The sequence below is a fragment of the Lysinibacillus telephonicus genome, from assembly GCF_003966145.1.
GTDB lineage: Bacteria > Bacillota > Bacilli > Bacillales_A > Planococcaceae > Ureibacillus > Ureibacillus telephonicus.
Map to the genome: position 1 here is coordinate 1 of NZ_RXNR01000044.1, position 20,167 is coordinate 20,167.

16 protein-coding genes are annotated in these 20,167 nt (G+C 34.4%); 12 read left to right on the forward strand and 4 right to left on the reverse strand.

Going from position 1 to position 20,167, the window contains the following annotated elements; all coding sequences use genetic code 11:
• Nucleotides 1-294: 294 nt before the first annotated feature.
• Entirely contained in the window at nucleotides 295-1,371 is a 1,077-nt protein-coding gene (locus EKG35_RS14105; RefSeq protein ID WP_126295196.1) for a CdaR family transcriptional regulator, read from the reverse strand.
• Between the two features lie 215 nt (nucleotides 1,372-1,586).
• Here EKG35_RS14105 and EKG35_RS14110 point away from each other — a divergent pair, with 215 nt between their 5' ends.
• Both EKG35_RS14110 and EKG35_RS14115 read left to right on the forward strand, forming a co-directional pair.
• Nucleotides 1,587-2,714 (forward strand): glycerate kinase, encoded by a 1,128-nt coding sequence (locus EKG35_RS14110; RefSeq protein WP_126295197.1) that lies wholly within the window; start codon nucleotides 1,587-1,589, stop codon nucleotides 2,712-2,714.
• A 13-nt stretch (nucleotides 2,715-2,727) separates the two neighbouring features.
• A complete protein-coding gene (locus EKG35_RS14115) occupies nucleotides 2,728-4,074 on the forward strand; it encodes a GntP family permease (protein ID WP_126295198.1) in 1,347 nt (448 codons plus the stop codon).
• 305 nt (nucleotides 4,075-4,379) lie between these two features.
• On the opposite strand, the gene EKG35_RS14120 is transcribed toward EKG35_RS14115, so the two are convergent.
• Entirely contained in the window at nucleotides 4,380-4,865 is a 486-nt protein-coding gene (locus EKG35_RS14120) for a PaaI family thioesterase (RefSeq protein WP_126295199.1), read from the reverse strand.
• 140 nt (nucleotides 4,866-5,005) lie between these two features.
• A complete protein-coding gene (locus tag EKG35_RS14125; protein ID WP_246020393.1) occupies nucleotides 5,006-5,782 on the reverse strand; it encodes a sulfite exporter TauE/SafE family protein in 777 nt (258 codons plus the stop codon).
• 108 nt (nucleotides 5,783-5,890) lie between these two features.
• Between EKG35_RS14125 and EKG35_RS14130 the strand changes: the two genes are divergently transcribed.
• The 3 genes from EKG35_RS14130 (at nucleotide 5,891) to dpaL (ending at nucleotide 9,656) form a co-directional block, all read left to right on the forward strand.
• Nucleotides 5,891-6,772: a LysR family transcriptional regulator gene (locus EKG35_RS14130; protein WP_126295200.1), complete on the forward strand. Its 882-nt coding sequence runs from the start codon at nucleotides 5,891-5,893 to the stop codon at nucleotides 6,770-6,772.
• Between the two features lie 472 nt (nucleotides 6,773-7,244).
• The gene (locus EKG35_RS14135) at nucleotides 7,245-8,402 is read left to right on the forward strand and encodes a M20 aminoacylase family protein (protein WP_126295201.1); all 1,158 of its coding nucleotides are present in this window, start codon (nucleotides 7,245-7,247) and stop codon (nucleotides 8,400-8,402) included.
• A gap of 57 nt (nucleotides 8,403-8,459) precedes the next feature.
• Nucleotides 8,460-9,656, forward strand: a complete 1,197-nt coding sequence (gene dpaL / locus EKG35_RS14140; RefSeq protein ID WP_126295202.1) for a diaminopropionate ammonia-lyase — start codon at nucleotides 8,460-8,462, stop codon at nucleotides 9,654-9,656.
• A gap of 185 nt (nucleotides 9,657-9,841) precedes the next feature.
• Here the strand turns inward: dpaL and EKG35_RS14145 are convergent, their stop codons facing one another.
• Nucleotides 9,842-10,732, reverse strand: a complete 891-nt coding sequence (locus tag EKG35_RS14145) for an AraC family transcriptional regulator (RefSeq protein WP_126295203.1) — start codon at nucleotides 10,730-10,732, stop codon at nucleotides 9,842-9,844.
• A gap of 154 nt (nucleotides 10,733-10,886) precedes the next feature.
• Here EKG35_RS14145 and EKG35_RS14150 point away from each other — a divergent pair, with 154 nt between their 5' ends.
• From EKG35_RS14150 to ttdB, 7 genes are all read left to right on the forward strand, one after another.
• Nucleotides 10,887-12,137 (forward strand): Zn-dependent hydrolase, encoded by a 1,251-nt coding sequence (locus tag EKG35_RS14150; protein WP_126295204.1) that lies wholly within the window; start codon nucleotides 10,887-10,889, stop codon nucleotides 12,135-12,137.
• A 348-nt stretch (nucleotides 12,138-12,485) separates the two neighbouring features.
• Nucleotides 12,486-14,474 carry a methyl-accepting chemotaxis protein gene (locus tag EKG35_RS14155; protein ID WP_126295205.1) on the forward strand — a complete coding sequence of 663 codons (1,989 nt, stop codon included), beginning with the start codon at nucleotides 12,486-12,488 and terminating at the stop codon, nucleotides 14,472-14,474.
• A 232-nt stretch (nucleotides 14,475-14,706) separates the two neighbouring features.
• Nucleotides 14,707-15,777, forward strand: coding sequence for an S-layer homology domain-containing protein (locus tag EKG35_RS14160; RefSeq protein ID WP_126295206.1), 1,071 nt, complete (start codon nucleotides 14,707-14,709; stop codon nucleotides 15,775-15,777).
• Between the two features lie 194 nt (nucleotides 15,778-15,971).
• Nucleotides 15,972-17,027 (forward strand): AraC family transcriptional regulator, encoded by a 1,056-nt coding sequence (locus EKG35_RS14165; protein WP_126295207.1) that lies wholly within the window; start codon nucleotides 15,972-15,974, stop codon nucleotides 17,025-17,027.
• A gap of 304 nt (nucleotides 17,028-17,331) precedes the next feature.
• Nucleotides 17,332-18,609 carry an SLC13 family permease gene (locus tag EKG35_RS14170; protein ID WP_126295208.1) on the forward strand — a complete coding sequence of 426 codons (1,278 nt, stop codon included), beginning with the start codon at nucleotides 17,332-17,334 and terminating at the stop codon, nucleotides 18,607-18,609.
• A 28-nt stretch (nucleotides 18,610-18,637) separates the two neighbouring features.
• A complete protein-coding gene (ttdA, locus tag EKG35_RS14175) occupies nucleotides 18,638-19,537 on the forward strand; it encodes a L(+)-tartrate dehydratase subunit alpha (protein WP_126295209.1) in 900 nt (299 codons plus the stop codon).
• A complete protein-coding gene (gene ttdB, locus EKG35_RS14180; RefSeq protein ID WP_126295210.1) occupies nucleotides 19,534-20,145 on the forward strand; it encodes a L(+)-tartrate dehydratase subunit beta in 612 nt (203 codons plus the stop codon). Before ttdA ends, ttdB begins: the two co-directional genes overlap by 4 nt.
• The last annotated feature ends 22 nt before the right edge of the window (nucleotides 20,146-20,167 follow it).

Here is a 20,167-nt window from a genome sequence, read left to right on the forward strand (position 1 = left end):
AATTTGCGTTTCACTCGATTTTCTGTGCGAGGAAAATCGAAGGTTGAAAATGAAATGGGTCTTGCGTTAATGGCCGTGAATTTAAGAAAATTCACGGCCATTAACTAAGGGAACAGAAGAACTAATGTGAAAAAAGAGAGAAAGGTGAATTTGAGGGAACTCAAATTCACCTTTCTCTTTATTTGAAGCTAGTTATGTCCCAGCCCCATTTTGTTTTCAATAGCCATGGATTTAAATTAGTAGACCTTTGTATTCCTTACGACTATGCTATTTTTTTAGTAAGGATAGTTTACTTTACTTCTGCTTACTAAGCATTAGAGCCAGTTTTAATACAAATGCATCTTCAAAATTTTGTGGCTGGTACCCAGTTAATTCATAAATTTTGTTTAATCGATAAGTAAGGGTGTGTCGATGTATACCTAATTTATCAGCGCATATATTTAATTGAAGATTACTTTCAAAAAACGCTTCTAAAGTACTAATCATTTTTTCAGTTAATCCATTTAATATTCTCGTTAAAAATTTATTAACATCATAACTAGTTCTATTTTTTAATAGAGTATAAATCTCTACCTCTTCAAAAAATGTGACATGTTGATTTTTAGTTGAAAAGGCGAGAGCTGATTTTGCGCCATTAAATGCATGTGACATTTCCATTAAAGAATGAACTACAGGACTGACACCAATATAAATCTCTAGTTTTTTTCGAAGCTTTGAAATTTGGTTGATAATATTTTCCGAGTTATTAACAGAACTTCCACATAACAACACGTAATATTCATTTAAATCAAGCTGACCAAATAGGGCAGGTTGTTTATATAAAATATTTTCAATATTAAGAGATAGAGTATTAATAGCTTCGTATCCCGCTTGTCTTATTAACAAAATTTGAAATGGTTCCTTCATTGAAAAAGGAAGTTTGTGAATACGTTCATTAATTTCACTTTGAATTGGTTCATTTTCTATTAATGCTTTGAAAATAAAATCGCCATTTTTCCGTTGCCATTCGCTTTCACTTTCAGTTAGCACTTGGTGTACGATCATTTCTGTAGTTAATTGCACTAAATTTGAAATTTCCTGCAAATCTTTTGGATTACCTGTTATCCCAATGACACCAAGAATCTTATCATGATATTTTATTGGCATGTTGATGCCTGGTTTACAATTTTGAAATTGTTTAGTAAGCTCCTCATCTATTAAAAGTGGCATTCCTGTTTTGGCAACTTGTATCGCACCTTCATGAATAGAATCAATTCGCTCCTTATCCCCTGAAGCTAAAATAACTCCCTCTGGACTAATGACATTAATATTATGATGCAGTCTTGTCATCGTTTGATGCACAATTTCTTCCGCTAATTTAATTGATAGCATTTTATACACCCCGTATAAAAATAAAACTGTACTAATACAGATAAATTGTACACCCATTATAATGCTTTATTCTACTATCTGTCACTATAATTATTGTAAGCGCTTTAACTTAAAATCTTTAACTTCAACGATTTTTCGAGGAAGTTCGATGAAATTTGAAATCACTTGTTGATTTCAAATACATCTTGGGCATTTGAGGAGAAAGGGGAGAGAGGATGAAAGTTGTAATAAGTCCAGACTCTTTTAAAGGTACATTAACAGCATTGGAAGCTGCCGAGTCAATTGAACAAGGAATAAAACTAGCAAACCCAGAAGTAGAGACGATTTTGCTGCCTGTCGCGGATGGCGGCGAGGGGACGATGGAGGCATTGGTCTTAGCAACAAACGGGCGTTTTGAAAAAACGAGAGTACTTGATCCTCTTGGGCGGGAAATCGAAGCCTCTTTTGGTGTACTTGGCAATCAATCAACTTGTGTCATAGAGATGGCTTCAGCTTCAGGTATAACACTGTTGCATAACAATGAGAAAAATCCGAGAATTGCCTCAAGTTTTGGCACTGGGCAACTAATCAAATCTGCATTAGATCAAGGGTTTAGAGATTTTATTATTTGTATCGGTGGTAGTGCAACAAATGATGCTGGAGTTGGAATGTTAAGAGCTTTGGGATTGCGTTTATTAGATGAATATGGACGTGATGTACAAAAATCTATTGATGGACTATATGAAGTGAAAAAGCTTGATTTTACGAATTGGGATAGAAGATTGAAAGATTCAGCAGTTGCTATTGCATGCGATGTAAATAATCCATTAATTGGTGAACATGGGGCAACGGCGATTTTTGGTCCACAAAAAGGCGTAAAAGTAGATGAAATTGACTATTTTGACCAGGCGCTAACTAATTGGGCAAATGTCGTTGAACAAGAATTTGGCATCCGCTTACATGACTATCCCGGTGCTGGGGCAGCAGGCGGTATGGGCAGTGCATTAATTGCTTTTCTTCAAGGACAATTCCATCAGGGAATTCATCTTGTTCTAGAAGTAATGAACTACAGCGAAAAAATACAGGGTGCTCATTACATTGTTACGGGTGAAGGCAAATCTGATGTGCAAACGCTGCATGGGAAGGCACCAATAGGAGTTTTACACTGTGCAAAGCGATTTAATATTCCAACAATTTTGCTTTCGGGTTTTATTGAAAATCAAGAAAAACAAATGTTAGCCGAGCATTTCCATCAAGTTGTGTCGGTAGTAAATGAGTCTATTTCAACTGATATGGCAATGATGGAAGCTTCTAAATATTTATCGCAAAGGGCATATGAAACTTTTAATAAAATTTTAGATTAAGGGGGAGAAGGAAATGTTATTTGTCATTATTTTAATTGGGGTGTTATTTGTTGTATTTGCTACTGCAAAATTAAAATTACATCCATTTTTAGCATTAATTATAAGTTCATTCTTTGTAGGTATTGCCAGTGGAATGCCATTATTAGATGTAGTAACAAATATTAATACTGGTTTCGGTAGTTTAATGACGAGCATTGGTATTGTTATTGTTGCAGGAACAATGATTGGAGTTATTTTAGAGCGTTCTGGTGCAGCCTACCGTATGGCAGAGGTTGTGCTGCGAATTGTAGGTCCGAAGCGTCCGCAATTAGCAATGTCGATTATCGGTTATATCGTATCAATTCCAGTATTTTGTGATTCAGGATTCATTATTTTATCAAGTTTACAAAAATCTTTAGCAAAACGTGCGAAGGTTACAATTGCATCAATGGGTGTGGCGCTAGCAACTGGTTTATATGCAACGCACGTCCTAGTTCCGCCGACTCCAGGACCAATTGCAGCGGCTGGGAATATTGGTGCAACAGATTACTTAGGGACAGTTATTTTAGTCGGTTTAATTGTGGCGATTCCTGCAGTATTTGTAGGGTATTTATGGGCTGTAAAAGTCGCTTCAAAAATTCAAGTTCCATTGGATCAAGAAGAAGCGTTAGATTACGAAGAAGTAATTAAATCCTTTGGTGAAATGCCATCAACATTTAAATCATTTTTCCCAATAATACTGCCAATTGTGTTAATCGGCGTTGGTTCTATTGCAGCGTTGGTTGGTGATCCGGAATCTACGTTTAATATGATTTTACGCTTTTTAGGAAGTCCAATTGTTGCATTACTTTTAGGGGTATTTGCAGCATTTCCACTACTTCCAAAGTTAAATGAAGAAACGCTGACTGGCTGGATTGGGGATAGCTTAAAAGATGCAGCTCCTATTCTTTTAATTACCGCTTCAGGTGGTTCATTCGGTACTATTATTAAAGAAACAGGTGTAGGCGACTTATTACAACAGATGGATCTTGGTTCATTAGCAACTGGCTCTTTATTCTTGCTTGTTCCATTTATCATCGCAGCAGCACTTAAAACAGCACAAGGTTCTTCTACAACAGCGCTTGTTATTACATCTACTCTTGTAGCGCCAATGCTGGTAACTGCAGGTATCGAAGGAGCATTCCCATTAGCATTAGTTGTAATGGCAATCGGTGCAGGGGCAATGACTGTTTCACACGTGAACGACAGCTTCTTCTGGGTTGTTACTCAATATAGTGGCATGGAAGTAACGCAAGCTTATAAAGCACAAACAATGGCTACCCTTTTACAAGGTGTAACAACGATTGTATTCACAATTATTTTATGGATGATATTTGTATAATAACTCAAGGCATACTTGCACACATATAAGTGCGAGTATGCTTTTTTGTTATCAATTCAAATAAATACGGATAAGTGTAGATTTAATATTTGAAACAAGGAAAGATAATTTACCTTTAATCAGTCTTTTATCAAAGTATAAGAAAAGAAACTACTTTTAAAGTTTTTATTTCATAAAATTTTAAAAGTATCATACTCACCAAATTTCTATTAAAATAATGGCAGTGTTAAGAAAAGGGGTATAATGATTGACTGAAAGAAAGGTAGACCACTTCCCAATATCCCGAGTTCCCGTTAAAAGAGGGGTTACTTTTTTTGAAAAGTACTCGGCATTGCAACGAGAACTACTATACCTCGAGCACAAAGGGTATTATGGGCATAAACTTCTGTATCAACCTTCCATCTTTTCGGATGTATTTCTTCAACAGTCCCAACAGCTTTTAATGTTACTTGTTGGGGAGTTGGTTTTAGGAATTCTACATTAAGACTTGCAGTTACAAAACGGGGAGGTACTGACCCATCACCGATTTCATTGCCATTTTTACGATGTAAAGCAAGTGCAGCAGATCCTGATCCATGACAATCAATTATAGATGCGATTAAGCCACCATATATAAATCCTGGAATACCCATGTATTTTGATTCAGGTGTAAAGAACGTAACTGTCTTGTCTCCTTGCCAACCAGTTCGAAGTTGATGACCATCTTTATTCAATCGCCCACAGCCAAAACACCAAGCAAAGTCATCTGGATAAACATCTTGAATTGCCTTTTCTAATACGAAATCTTCCATTCTTCTTCCTCCTTGATAATGCAGTTTATAGATTTATATTATGGTTTCTAAGCTAGCATTCGATTAAGTATAATTTACTATATTCTTCCTTTCGCAATATATTCTGAATACTCCATCGATTTTAAAGATTTTGTGATGAACTAAGAAGATAATAAATCCGCGACAACTTGAACAATTAATAATAAAAAGATAGTTGGAAGCAAAAATTGAATCCATTTTCCTTTCAAATACGGGATGATTTTTAGTCCGATATGCGAGCCGACGATTGAACCTACTGTGACCGGAATGGCAAAGCCCCAATCCACTATGCCATAAAAGAAATAAAATAAAAATGCGCTTATACAACTTGCAAACATCATAAAGCGGGTTAATTCAGCAGCTTTTAAATAGCTAAATTGTTTTTTCAAAAAGTAGGTAATATTTAAAAGTGCTGATCCTGGTCCAAATCCTCCATCATATATCCCGATAAAAAATGGAGCTATCAAAGTAGTTCGTTGTTCGCCGTCTTGTTCCTCGGTGTCTTGTTGTTCACTGACAAGCCCTTTTTTATTACCTTTTAATACTACGAAAAACATAGCAATTAACACGATACAAGCAATAATATTCATCATCTGTTCCGATAATCTGGTTGCGAAAAATGCACCGCTTATTCCTCCAAATGCAGCGACGAACATGAGTGGGAGCATTTTTTTAAGTCGAACTTTCTTTTTTAAAATAAGTACAAGAACCGTCGATAATGAAGATACGCCAGTGGCAAATTTATTGACGGCAACTGTCGCATGAATCGGAATGCCAACTAATAGCAGGGCAGGTAGTAATACAAATCCTGCAGCTCCGAACATAACCCCAATAATAGCAGCAAGAATACCAATTCCGAATAATAAAAGACCATCCATTGATAGCCATTCCAATAGCAAGTTTTCCAGACAAATCACCTCTCTTTCTCAAAATACTGCTATACTATTCATAAAACAAATATATAAATTTTGTTTATTCATAAAATAAAGTTATGAATGGGTGAAGAAATGAATTTACACACGTTACGTATTTTTACGAATGTTGCAAAGCTAGGGAGTATAACTGAAGCGGCGAACTTCCTACATATTAGTCAACCTGCTGTTACAGCTCAAATTCGTAAATTAGAGCGAGAGCTAGGGGTCAAATTAATCAGTAGTAAGGGAAGAGGGATACAGCTTACATCTGAAGGAGAATTTCTTTATGAGCAAGGATTACGCCTGTTTCATTTAGAACAACAGATCGATGAAAAATTTAAAACATTTCTGGAAAAGAAGGAGAAAGTCGAAATTGCTTCGTCCTATATTTCAACGAATTATATCTTACCTCCAATAATTGCGGGTTATAAGCTAGAAAATCCAAATGTCGATATATATGTATCACTAGGGAATGTACAGTCTGTTGAACGTCGCGTCCTTAATTATGAAGTTGATTTTGGCTTTGTTGTACAAAGCAATATTGGTCATGAAGATTTACACTTTGAAAAAATTACCGATGTTCCATTTTGGTTTGTTGTACATCCAACCCACCCATTAGCAAATAAAAAGATATCGATTTTTGATTTAAGTGAACATGATTTTATTTACAGGGAACAAGGCAGTTCGACGCTTGATTTGTTAAAGGCGATATTTTATACCCATAATTGCCCATTACCGAAATTCGGTATACAAATGCAAGGCGTACTAGAATCGATTAAGGTTGTTGAGGCAGGTTACGGAATTGCCCTCGCGCCAGCTTGCAGCGTAAGTGAAACATTAGCTCAAGGAAAGCTAGCTAGAGTCTTTGTGGAGCAAGCAGAGATTAATCAAAGTTTGTTTATTTGTACGAGGAAGGTGGATGAGAGTGAACATCCGTTCATTCACTATTTGAAAATGCATTTAATCGAGTCATAGGTAACGCAACCTTCTCCTTTTATGCAGTCATTAAGTTGGAAAATAATAAAATATTGATATCTTAATTTAATGGCATGGATCTTCTATTTAAAAATTCCATGTCTTTTCTTTTACTCAACAATCTAAACACAATCTTGCAACTAAAATCGTAGTATATAATTTTCATTTCTCAAGTCTATTTACATACTTTAAAGCCTTTACTAATAGGGCATTGTAAGATAAATGTTTCTATTAACCTTTCTCCCCTAAAAAATACCTCAATATATTTATAAAATTAAATATCAATTTTATATATCCGGAACTAACTAAATATTAAAATGTCGGAAAGGGAAGGAGGAAAAAGCCACTAAATTTTTTAAAAGTCATTAGTTAAATAATGGTGTGGATGAACCAGGATGGAATAAGTCTTTCTTCTATTGATAAAGTAACAGCTCGGAAATAATCTTAAAATTTAAAAAAGTGAGGGGAAATAATGGGGAATCCTGATTTTAAAAAACAACTACTAGAATGGCGACATTATTTGCATAAATACCCTGAAACTGCTTTCGAGGAAAAGAAAACATCGGCTTATATTGCACTAGAACTTAAAAAGATGGGACTGCAGGTTCATGAAAATATTGGTGGTACGGGTATTGTGGCTAGCCTTACTGTTGGGGATGGAAAAGGAGTAATCGGATTACGAGCTGATATGGATGCATTAAATTTAAATGAAATTAAAGAGCTTTCGTATCGTTCACAACACCCTGGAAAAATGCATGCTTGTGGCCACGACGGACATATGACAACTTTATTGGGAGCTGCGAAACTTCTTTCTACTCGAAAAAACTTTAATGGTACTGTCCGATTCATTTTTCAACCTGCTGAAGAAATCGGTAAAGGTGCTCAAGCAATGCTAGACGACAAGTTATTTGAACGTTTTCCTGTAGATGAAATTTACGGTTTGCACAATATGCCGGGATTACCTGTTGGTACAGTACACACTCGATCAGGTCCTATCATGGCTAGTGAGGATAACTTTGTAATTCGTATTAAAGGAAAAGGAGCACACTCATCAAGTCCAAATATGGGTGTTGATCCTTTAGTAATTGCAGCGGAGATTATCCTTGCTCTTCAAACAATAGTTGCAAGAAATCTTGATCCAATTCATACAGCAGTAGTGTCATGCACAGAAATACACTCCGATGGCATTCGAAATGCTATACCTTCAAATGTTGAAATTAAAGGAGATACAAGGAGCTTTATACCAGAAGTCCAAAAACTACTCGAAGAAAGAATGAGAAAGTTAAGCGAAGGAATTTGCACTATGTACGGTGCAGAATGTGAGTTTGAATATACTCATGAATTCTCCCCTACTATAAATTGGGAAAAATGCAGCAAAATAGCCATAGAAGCTGCAAATAATATAGTCGGGAAAGAAAATACAAATAGTGATTGTCCACCGTTAATGGCTTCTGAGGATTTTGGCAAATTCACCGAAAAAATCCCAGGTTGTTTTGTATTCCTCGGCAGTAAAGGTGAGAATGAGGAAATCATTCCGTTGCATAATGCGCTCTATGATTATAACGACAATGTATTAGAGACAGGAGCGGAGTTTTTTGCTGAAATTGTTAAAATTCGCCTTCCTGAATAATATTAGATTTATTTTTTTAGCAACAAACATTTAATTATACAAAAAGAGGTGAATTAAATGAAGTTAGTTAAATTTGATAATCGAAAGAGGGAAATAAAATCTGATATAAAATTTTTAAATATGGAGGAAGCAAAAAAGGTTTATGCTTTTCATAAAAGTTTCCCACAATATAAACCTACACCATTAGCTAAATTAGATAATCTAGCTAAAGAGTTAAATATTAGTAAGGTTTTTGTAAAGGATGAATCATATCGATTCGGTCTAAATGCATTTAAAGCATTAGGTGGCTCTTATGCTATTGGGCACTATCTAGCAGAAAGATTAAATATAAATCTAGCAGACCTAACTTATGATAAGCTTGTCTCACCTGAAGTTAGTGAAACATTAGGAGAACTAACATTTATCACGGCAACAGATGGTAATCATGGCAGAGGTGTTGCATGGACAGCAAAACAATTGAAACAAAAATCAGTTGTTTACATGCCCAAAGGTTCGTCAGAAGAAAGATTGAATCATATTAAATCTGAAGGTGCAGAGGCTTCCATCACGGATATTAACTATGATGATGCAGTTCGCTTAGCAGCTGAGCATGCAGATAAATATAATTGGGTATTAGTACAAGATACTGCATGGGAAAATTACGAAGAGATCCCAAAGAGAATTATGCAAGGGTATATAACAATGGTGTTAGAAGCTTATGAACAGCTAAAAGAGTTGGACGAAAAGCCCACTCATATATTTATTCAAGCTGGTGTTGGTTCACTGGCGGCTACAGTTCAAGGCTTTTTTGCAAATGTTTATGGTGAGGATCGTCCAATTACAGTTGTTGTAGAACCAGAAAAAGCTAATTGTATATTTAAAACAGCTGAAGCAAATGACGGAAAGTTGCATTATGTAAAAGGCGATATGGATACAATTATGGCAGGTCTGGCATGTGGTGAACCAAGTACATTGGGATGGGAAATTTTAAGTGATTATGCTGATGCATTCCTTTCATGTTCAGACAACATTGCTGCACAAGGTATGAGAATTTTAGCAGCACCAATTAAAGATGATCCGAAAGTAATTTCAGGAGAATCTGGAGCTGTTGGAGTAGGAGCTGTGAGTGAAATTTTAAGAAGGAGTAAATACTCAAATTTAAAAGAACAGTTAAATATTAATTCAGATTCGAAAATTTTATTTTTTAGTACTGAAGGAGATACTGACGCTGAGCATTTTAAGAAAGTTGTATGGGATGGAGCGTACCCAATTTAAATTATCATTGAAATAAAAGGTTTAAGTTCAATTAATACAGAACTTAAACCTTTTTACCTTAAATTATATATTCATAATCTCCTAGTCTTAAATATTGGATTATTGCTTATAATTCCATTAAAGGTCCGAGGAGTCCGCGAAATACAGATTAGCATCTTTTATGGATATTTAGTGACAATACTAGTTTAGACATTATGGATTTTATTTTTTTTGTATGCTAAGGGAGTCATGTTCATAGAATCTCTGAATGCTTTAATAAAATAGCTTGTACTATTAAAACCAACCTGATAAGCAACTTCAGTGATATTACAATCATCTTGCTGCAGGAGAGATAGGCTTTTTTGAATCCGATAATCGATTACATAGTTTAAGGGTGTACATTTTAAAAAACGTTTGAAATATCGACAGCATTCAGAACGACTCAACTGACCAGCCCTTGCAATATCCTCTAATAAAATTTTTTCTGCATAATGCTCATGTATCCAACTTAGCATTTGTTTCATTCTTTGACTCTTTAATATTTCTGTCTGAACATATTCTAGTTTAAAACCATTATCGATTAAGTTTTTCCAAATTAACGCTAGTTGAATGGTTATATCAATTTCATAGTATTGAGATTTTTGCTCAATTAATTGATAGATTTTTAAAATTGCATCTAAAATGTTTTTCGCCCAGATTTCATTTGCATCTATATATAAGTAAGGTAAATTGGTCGCTTGAATATAAGGTTTTACATATGTAGTGTAGAGTTCTTGGGATACCACGAAATAAGGAGAAATATTTAAGCAAATATAGACGCAACCCGACTGCTCTTTATCCTGTGCCATGTGAAGGCATCCACTATTAATAAATAGCCCATCACCCTCTTTAACCAAAATCCAATCTTCATTAACTTGAAAAATTGCTTCCCCTTTTACTATTAACACAAATTGAATTTCATCATGCCAATGAAGTGGAATATGGCCGTTTATATTTTGATTAATGGTAGTTTGATAACAAGCAATGGGCATAACAACTGTCTGATGTTTTGTTAGTTCTTTAAAATTTTCATCAATCATAAAACTTTTCATTTGCATGTTAAAACCTCAATATTTTTATATTTTTACATCCAATAATAGTATTATTATTAGAAATATTCAATTAATATGACATTATAATTATATTTAATCAAAGTTGATTTATTGTTATCCTATTTGTTTCTAATCAACTTATCGTAAGGGGGAAGTGAACATGACAGTTACTAATTTAAAACAATCAATCAACTCCGAACGCCTGCTTAAACGCCTTCAAGATCTTGGTCGAATTGGTCTTGACAATGACAACAAGCGAACAAGGTTGGCTGCTTCAGATGCAGATAAGGCTGGACGCGACCGATTAATTGTTTGGATGAAAGAAGATGGCTTGGAAGTTGAAATTGATAGAATCGGTAATATTTTTGGAATTTGGTATAGTACTGAAAATAGAAATGAAGAACCAATTTTGTTAGGTTCGCACATAGACACAGTAATTAACGCGGGTATGTATGACGGATGCTATGGAGTCCTTTCTGGGCTTGAAGTGATTAACACTTTGCAGAAGAAAGGTGTTAAGCCATCTCGTCCAATTGCAGTTGCAGCATTTACCAATGAGGAGGGAGTTCGCTATCAGCCCGACATGATGGGATCCCTCGTGTATGCTGGCGGCCTTTCAGTAGAGGATGCACTTAAAACAGTAGGTTCAGATGGAACACTATTGGGCGAGGAACTTGAGCGTATTGGATATGCTGGTACGAAGGAGCCTGGTTTTTTAAAACCATACGCATACATTGAGCTTCATATCGAACAAGGTCCAATTCTTGATAAGGAGGGAATTTCAATTGGCGCAGTTGAGAACCTTCAAGGTATTTCTTGGCAGCGTATTACGATTGAAGGTATTGCAAACCACGCTGGTACTACACCAATTGTTATGCGACGTGATGCAGGACTTGCCGCTGCACGGGTAATCACATATTTACGAGATCGGGCGAACGCTTCAAATGGGCAAACTGTTGCAACAGTTGGAACGATTAGTTTTAAGCCAAATGCAGTGAATGTCGTTCCATCTTTAGCGACATTCACTGTTGATTTACGCAATCCAAACGAACAGAGATTACAAGAGGAAGAACAAGCACTTGCAAACTACCTTAAAGAACTGGCAGCATCTGAAGAAGTATCAATTTCATCTGAACAATTAGCTCGCTTTTCCCCAGTTTCTTTCGATGAAAACATCGTTAAACTGATAGAGCAAGCTGCTAGTAAACTCGAACTCCACTCAAAAAGAATGACATCTGGCGCGGGACATGATGCTCAAATGATGGCTCGTATTTGCCCCTCAGCCATGATTTTCGTGCCAAGTATAGAAGGAATTAGTCATAATCCGAAGGAGGCTACAAATGATTCCGACTTGATAGCTGGAGCCAATGTATTGCTGGATGTAGTAAATAATCTTGCAGGTAACAAGTAAATCACCATTGATATAAAATAAATGAGATAGCAATTATGTTTATTTAAGTATAATTTCTAGATATTCCAAAATAATATTCCAAAATTGGGCACTTTCCTAGAGAACAAGGAAAGTGTTTTTTTATTGTCAAATTATTTTCATTCGTATTTTGGGTATATGGCTTCCCCCTCACTTCGAATTTATAAGACTTTTGAAATGGATATTTTTTACTAAAAAACAAACACACTTCAATAAATTGGTAATTCTAAATACTTATGAAAATGTAAAAGAATCATATTTTAGGACGATAATATTAGGGACTTCAAAAATATCTCTTTTTATATATTTATTACAATTGGGGGGGAAATTATGAAAAAAAGAGAAAAAGGTAAAATTAATTTTGGATTAAAAAAGAAACTTATCCTTTCTTTTTTAGTTATCTTATTAATCCCTTGTATAGTCATTAGTGCTTCATCATACCAAAGTGCTAAAAATAAGATTGATGATCAAATGGAGGGAATGATAAATGAAAATGTTTCGATTGTCAATCAGTCCATTACACAATTTATTTCTGGACAAATGGAGAATATTGACTATTTATCAAATGCAATTTCGGCTGGAGAAATTGAGAACGACTCCAATGCTGAAATAAGAAAGTTACTTGATACGATTCAATCATCAAAACCAGATGTTGAACAAACTTATGTTGGGACAGAAACAGGACAGTTTATGAATTCACCAACATCTTTTAAAAATCCACCAGAATATGATCCTCGTGAGCGTCCTTGGTATAAAGAAGCAAAGAGTAATGCAGGAAAAGTTATAGTTACAGATCCGTATGTGTCTCAATCATCAAATCAAGTAGTTGTTACATTAGCCAAGGCAACAGCTGATGGACAAGGAGTTGTTGCTGTTAATCTGAAATTGGGAAATATCTCTGAGATGATGAGTGAAATTAAAATTGGTGAAAATGGTTATCTATTTTTAATGGATGATACTGGGAAATATATTAGTCACCCCGAAAATGAGGCAGGTACTGAAGGAAGCGAGAAATATAAAAATACTTTACTTTCTGCAGAATCTCAAACATTAAATATTAAAGACGATAACGAAAATGATGTGAAATTATCCTACATCACCAATGAACTTACTGGTTGGAAAATAGGAGGGGTCATGCATCAAGAGGAAGTGGATCATGCTGTTGCTCCTATTTTTTATACAACGATTATTGTCATTGTTCTTTCCTTGGTGATTGGTGGGGTAATTATATTCTATATAATTAGATCGATTACAAAACCTATTCAAGTTCTTGTTGATTCTGCAAATAGCATGAGCCAAGGTGATTTAAGTACACCAATCAAATTAGTAAATAACGATGAGCTAGGAATATTAGCAAATACATTTAATCAATTAAGAGAGAATCTTGGTTTAATTATTTCTGAAGTGCGTGAAAAATCAAATAATTTAGCTGCATCTTCTGAGGAGCTAACTGCAAGTACGGAACAAAATACTTCAGCGACAGAACAAATTTCTTCCTCTATTCAAGAAATGTCTGCTGGTGTAGAGTTGCAAGCACAAGGAATTGAAGAAAGTTCTAAAATGGCAAAAAATATGTCATTAACAATTCAAGAGATTGCTGAAAGTTCAAATGAAGTTTCAAACACTGCGATTGAAGCCAAAGAAGTGGTTGAAAGAGGAAGTCAAGCAATAGAAGTAACTGTTGGACAAATGAACTTCATCAAACATACCGTGAATGAAATCGCAAATAGTATTAAAGTTTTAGGAAATCATTCACAGCAAATTAGTCAAATTGTAGATGTTATCACTGCAGTAGCAGAGCAAACAAATTTACTTGCTTTAAACGCTGCAATCGAAGCAGCCCGAGCAGGTGAACATGGAAAAGGTTTTGCAGTTGTAGCGGAGGAAGTAAGAAAATTAGCAGAACAATCGGCACAATCAACGGAACAAATACGTGAAATGATTGAAGCGATTCAATTAGAAACATCAAACGCAATTATCTCAATGGAAAAAGGTAATGATGAAGTAGAGAAAGGGATTGAGGTTGTTAATAACGCCGGAGAATCCTTTACAGCTATTACACATTCAGTTAATACAATTAAAGAGCAAATTATTCAAGTTACTTCGAATATCAAACAAATCTCTTCAGGTACCGATCATTTTGTTAATACATTCAATAATATTAAAGAGATTGCAGATAACACTTCTGCAGAGACACAAAATGTATCGGCATCCACAGAACAACAGCTTGCTTCAATGGAGGAAATTAGAGCTTCCGCTGCCTCTCTATCACAAATGGCTGAAGAATTACAGGATGTTGTACAAAGATTTAAGCTATAAAATTATGAGTGGGCTGGCCCAAATGTGAATGATTAATTCATTTTGGGTCAGCCCTTAACTATTAGCATATCTTTTTAATTATTAGGTATTATGTCATATCCGAGAATTCTCTATCTATTATTAAATTATTAGTTGATAATGGTAATAATTGTTCATTTTAAGTAGAATTGTAAATTTATATCGATATTGGAAGCTCTCATTTAGTAAACTAAATTCGAAAGGGGTTTGACTGATGAAAAAAATGATATTAGCAGGAACATTAACAGTTTCATTATTAACAACAGGATTTTCATTTAATGCACAAGCACAGGAGAATTTAGCGGTTCCAACTGCTCTTGCTGACCAAAACTTATTTGCAGCAACAAGTGAAAATCAACAACAAATACATTCTTACGAAGATCTTTATAAAATGATGCTTATTTCAAAGTTAGCATTCGCAGAGGATGATTTAACAATCTCCGCTAATAAAAACAACAATAGTTTTACTTTAAAAGTGTCACTAGAAATGATTAAAAAATCATATGATGAAGATCAAAACCTTTATTATGAAGGTAAAGAAGCATTCTATCAATATTATGAAGAATTAAAAAAGACATTTGGTGATTCTATTCAAGTAAAATTTATTAAATCTGGTGATTCATTCAAAGCAGAAATATATGCTGAAGGAAAATGGCATCAGGTTACTAATGAGGAAGTTCAAGGCGTTATTATGTTGATGAACCGTGCCGACTTTGATTTAAAATCGGGTGGTTATTTTAAAGATAGCATTGGGCACTGGGCAGAAAGCTATATTCAGTTCCTATATCAGATGGGAATTGTTAATGGCACAACAGATACAACGTTTAATCCTAACGGTCAAGTAACTCGCGGACAATTAGCTGGAATGATTTTCCGTGCTACTGGTTTAGATAAAGATGCAGATTATGAAGGTCCAGCAACATATACAGATCTTCAAAATTTCTGGGGTGCAAAGGAAGTTGCTATTCTACAAGACTATGGATTAATTGATATCTTTGATGGCAGCAAATTTGAGCCGAATAAACCTGTTACTCGTGAGGAAATGGCATATGTAACTGCTAGTTTGTTAGTTGCACAAGGGTTAGATCCTGAAGCAGTTGGGATGACTAATACATTTACTGACCAAAATCAAATGCGCGAAGAAACAATTAAGCCAATTGGTTTATTACAACAGTTGGAGCTTATTGGTGGAGAAAATGGAAAGTTCAATCCTAAAGGGAATTTAACACGTGCACAATTCTCTAAAATTATGACACTATCATTATTTGTAATAACTGAAGAATAAGGTGTATGTTGTGAAAGGGACTATTCAGAAAGTATTTCTGGATAGCCCCTCTTTTTGTATGAAGCGACTTCTGTTGTAAACAATCTTTTTACTTGTAAATTAATAGTGATAAAATTATAGAAAATCTAAAAATAAAGTAAATATTATTAGTTTATAGAATTGATGATCAATATTAAAGTGAGGTTGTTTAATGAATGGGACTTATGAATTATGTCTGGAAAAACAACAAAAGAGATATCGATATAAAACAATATGTTTATTATATTAGTTCCTATCATTATAACTGGCATAATGAGCTAGAGCTAATTACAGTTCTACAAGGAGAAATTGAGGTAAGTATAAATGGATCGAATTATATTTTAGAAGAAGATGATATGATGCTCATCAACTCAAATGTTGGACATGCTACTCTTGCAAGAAAGTCAAATTCTATCGCTATGGTTATACATCTTAATCCGATATACTTTAGCAGTTATTATAGTGATTATCATTTGCTTCAATTTACCTGTAGATCCTATGAAAAGACGAGATATAATGAGGATTTTAATTGTTTAAGGAAACTAATTTTCGAAATGATTCAATATATAAAAGGGGATGCACCTTCTGAAAAAATTTACTTCGAATGCCTTCTTAGTCAACTGGCGGCAAATTTAATAATAAATTTTTCTCCAAAGAAGATTTCTTCAATGGAGATGGCAAGTAATAAGAAAAAAACAGATGCTGTAAATAAAATTATTACTTATATTGAAAATAATTATAAAAATAAAATCAGTCTTGAAGAGCTTTCATTAGTATCTGGATACCATAAAAGTTATATTTCTCAAATTGTAAAACAACAGCTAGGTATTAATTACTATGAATATCTTACACGAATTCGACTACGTGAAGCGACTTATGCTCTTTCAGATTTTGATGAGAAAATTTCAGATATAGCATTGTCTTATGGATTTTCTGATGTTAAATCTTTTAATACAGCATTTCGGAACAGTTTTGGTAAAACTCCTTCAGAATACAGAAAACAGCTTTCCTCAGAGAGAACTCTTAATTCTGAATTAAGAGAGAAAAGATACCTTGAAGACAAAGAATTTTATAAATTAATTTCTAATAAAAAAGGAATTCAGGATACTGAAATGACAGCCCAAGAAAAAGATAAAGAAGAAAAAACGCTGAGCGAAGAAGATTTTCAATCACTTAATGAAATTAGTAAATCCCTAGAAAATTTATTATTAAGGATCCAAAGAAAAAAATGAAAAAATAATTTTAATTTAAAAATCTAAAAAATTTACTTAGGTTTTTTTTTAGATTCCCCTTTGTCTGAATTTACTTTAAATTTTGAATATATGTTTTAAAATCCTTGGATTTTGCTATTTGTTATAGCAAGTTCATAAGGGTTTTTTTTATACTTCGCAAGTTCTTCTTTTAGTTTTCGAAAATAGAAACTTAATAGAAACCATAAAAGCAACTTAAATAATTGAATAGCGTAAGCGTTTTCAAAGTTCTAATATTTTATTTAGAAGACGTCTTCAAGCTTATAAGGGGGAAAGGGGATGTTGTATGAGTGCAGAAATTATTACACTACTGTTTTTAATTTTTGCAATTGTTATGTTTGCATGGGAGAAAATTCCAATACCTGTTACAGCAATGATTGTTGCAGTCGGTCTGACAGTAACAGGTGTTCTTGAACCGGCAGATGCTTTTGCTGGTTTTATAGACAGTAATGTTCTTTTATTTATGGCGATGTTTATTGTCGGTGCTGCTTTTTTTGATACTGGAATGGCCCAAAAGGTTGGAGGAATTGTTACAAAATTTGCTAAAACAGAAAAGCAATTAATTATTGCTGTTATGGTCATTACAGGTTTAATGTCCGGATTTCTTTCTAATACAGGAACGGCTGCAGTTTTTATACCCGTAGTTATAGGTATTGCTGCTAGATCTGGTTTCTCACGCTCTAGATTGTTGCTTCCGTTGGTTATAGCAGCAGCTTTAGGAGGGAATCTAAGTTTAATTGGTGCACCAGGTAATATGATTGCACAGTCGGCACTTCAAGAAATCAATATGGAATTTGGCTTTTTTGAATATGCAAAAGTAGGGCTGCCAATGTTAATTATCGGAATTTTGTATTTTAGTTTGTTTGGCTACAAGCTCTTACCAAATAGAAAAGATAATGATCTTGATAAAGATTCTGTTTATAGTAAGCAAATTGATTATTCGAATGTACCGAAATGGAAACAGTATGCAGCTTTAATTGTTCTTGTATTAACGATTGTTGCAATGATATTTGAAAAGCAAATTGGAGTGAAATTATATATATCAGCATGGATTGGAGCATTGATTTTAGTTGCAACAGGAGTTATTTCTGAAAAAAATACAATGAAATCAATTGATATGAATACGATTCTTCTATTTGTAGGTTCACTTGCATTGGCAAAAGCCATTGATACAGCCGGAACAGGAGCGTTAATTGCAGATACAATCATTGGAACTTTAGGAAGCAATCCGTCGCCATACATTCTTTTGTTTGTTATTTTATTGCTCTCTGCTGTTATGACAAATTTTATGTCCAATACTGCTACGACAGCTCTACTAGTGCCAATTGGTCTTTCTATTGCCAGTGCAATGGGCGCAGATCCAAGAGCGGTTTTAATGGCAACAGTAATTGGTGGTTCTTTAGCTCTTGCAACACCAATTGGAATGCCGGCAAACACAATGGTTTATGGCATAGGTGGCTATAAATTTACGGACTATGTAAAGGTCGGTGTACCACTAATTATTATTTTAATAATAGCAGGTATGATTTTATTACCTATTTTCTTCCCGTTCTACACGAATTAAGTAAAAGAAAATTACGAGGAGTGTTTTTATGGATAAAAAACAACAGAAAGAAAAAATGACTGGTTTGATGTCAAAATTTGTTTCACTAGTTAGCTACAAACTACCTGATGATGTAGAAAAAAAATTAAAGGAATTAAGTGAAGAAGAAGATAATCACCTTGCAAAGATTATTTACAAAACAATGTTTGAAAACCAACAACTAGCTTTTGAGTTAAAGAGACCTTCATGTCAAGATACTGGTGTTCTCCAATTTTTTGTAAAGTGTGGCGAGAATTTTCCGTTAATAGGACAATTGGATAATATTTTAAGAGAGAGTGTGTTTAAATCCACTAAAGAAACTCCTTTGCGCCACAATTCAGTTGAAACATTTGATGAATACAATACTGGAAAAAACATTGGAAACGGGACGCCGAGTATCTTTTGGGAAATCGAAGAAGATAGTGATAAAGTGGAAATTTATACTTATATGGCTGGTGGAGGATGTACATTACCTGGTGTAGCAACAGTCCTAATGCCTGGTGAAGGTTACGAAGGGGTTGTAAAGTTTGTTCTAGATCGTATGACAAGCTATGGACTTAATGCTTGTCCACCGCTTCTAGTTGGAGTTGGAGTTGGAACTTCAGTAGAAACAGCGGCATTAAACTCAAAGTTAGCTTTAATGAGACCTGTTGGAAGTCGAAATGAAAATGAAAATGCCGCAAAAATGGAACAACTTCTTGAAGATGGGATTAATGCAATTGGCCTTGGACCTCAAGGGTTAAAAGGGTCTAAGTCTGTTATGGGTGTTAATGTTGTGAATACTGCCAGACATCCTTCTACTATTGGAGTGGCTGTCAATACGGGATGCTGGTCTCATAGAAGAGGGAAAATTACCTTTGATAGAGATTTGAATTATGTAATTGATACACATGAGGGGGTAACACTATGAGTAAAAAAGTATTAACAACTCCAATTAAAGATGAAGATTTAAAGGATATTAGAATTGGAGATATTATTTATTTAACTGGCACACTAGTAACTTGTAGAGATGTTGCTCATAGAAGACTTATTGAAGAGAAAATTCCATTACCTATCGATCTAAAAGGGAAAGCAATCTTTCATGCTGGTCCGATTGTTCGAGATCTCGGTAATGAACAATATGAAATTGTTTCCATCGGTCCTACAACGAGCATGAGAATGGAAAAATTCGAAAAAGAATTTATAGAAGAAACAGGTGTAAAACTCATTGTAGGTAAAGGAGGAATGGGCAAGAATACAGAGGAAGGATGTAAAACTCATAAAGCGCTGCATTTAGTTTTCCCAGCTGGAAATGCTGTTTATGGTGCAACTAAGGTTGAAGAAATCAAAGAAGTACATTGGAAAGATCTTGGTATGCCTGAATCACTTTGGGTTTGTGAAGTAAAAGAATTTGGACCTCTTATTGTTTCAATAGATACAGAAGGAAATAATATCTTCGAAGAAAATAAGATAGAATTCAATAAAAGAAAAGAAGAACAATATGAATATATTAGTCAACAAGTAAGATTCATTAAGTAATTTAAGGGAGTTTTTGATTGGA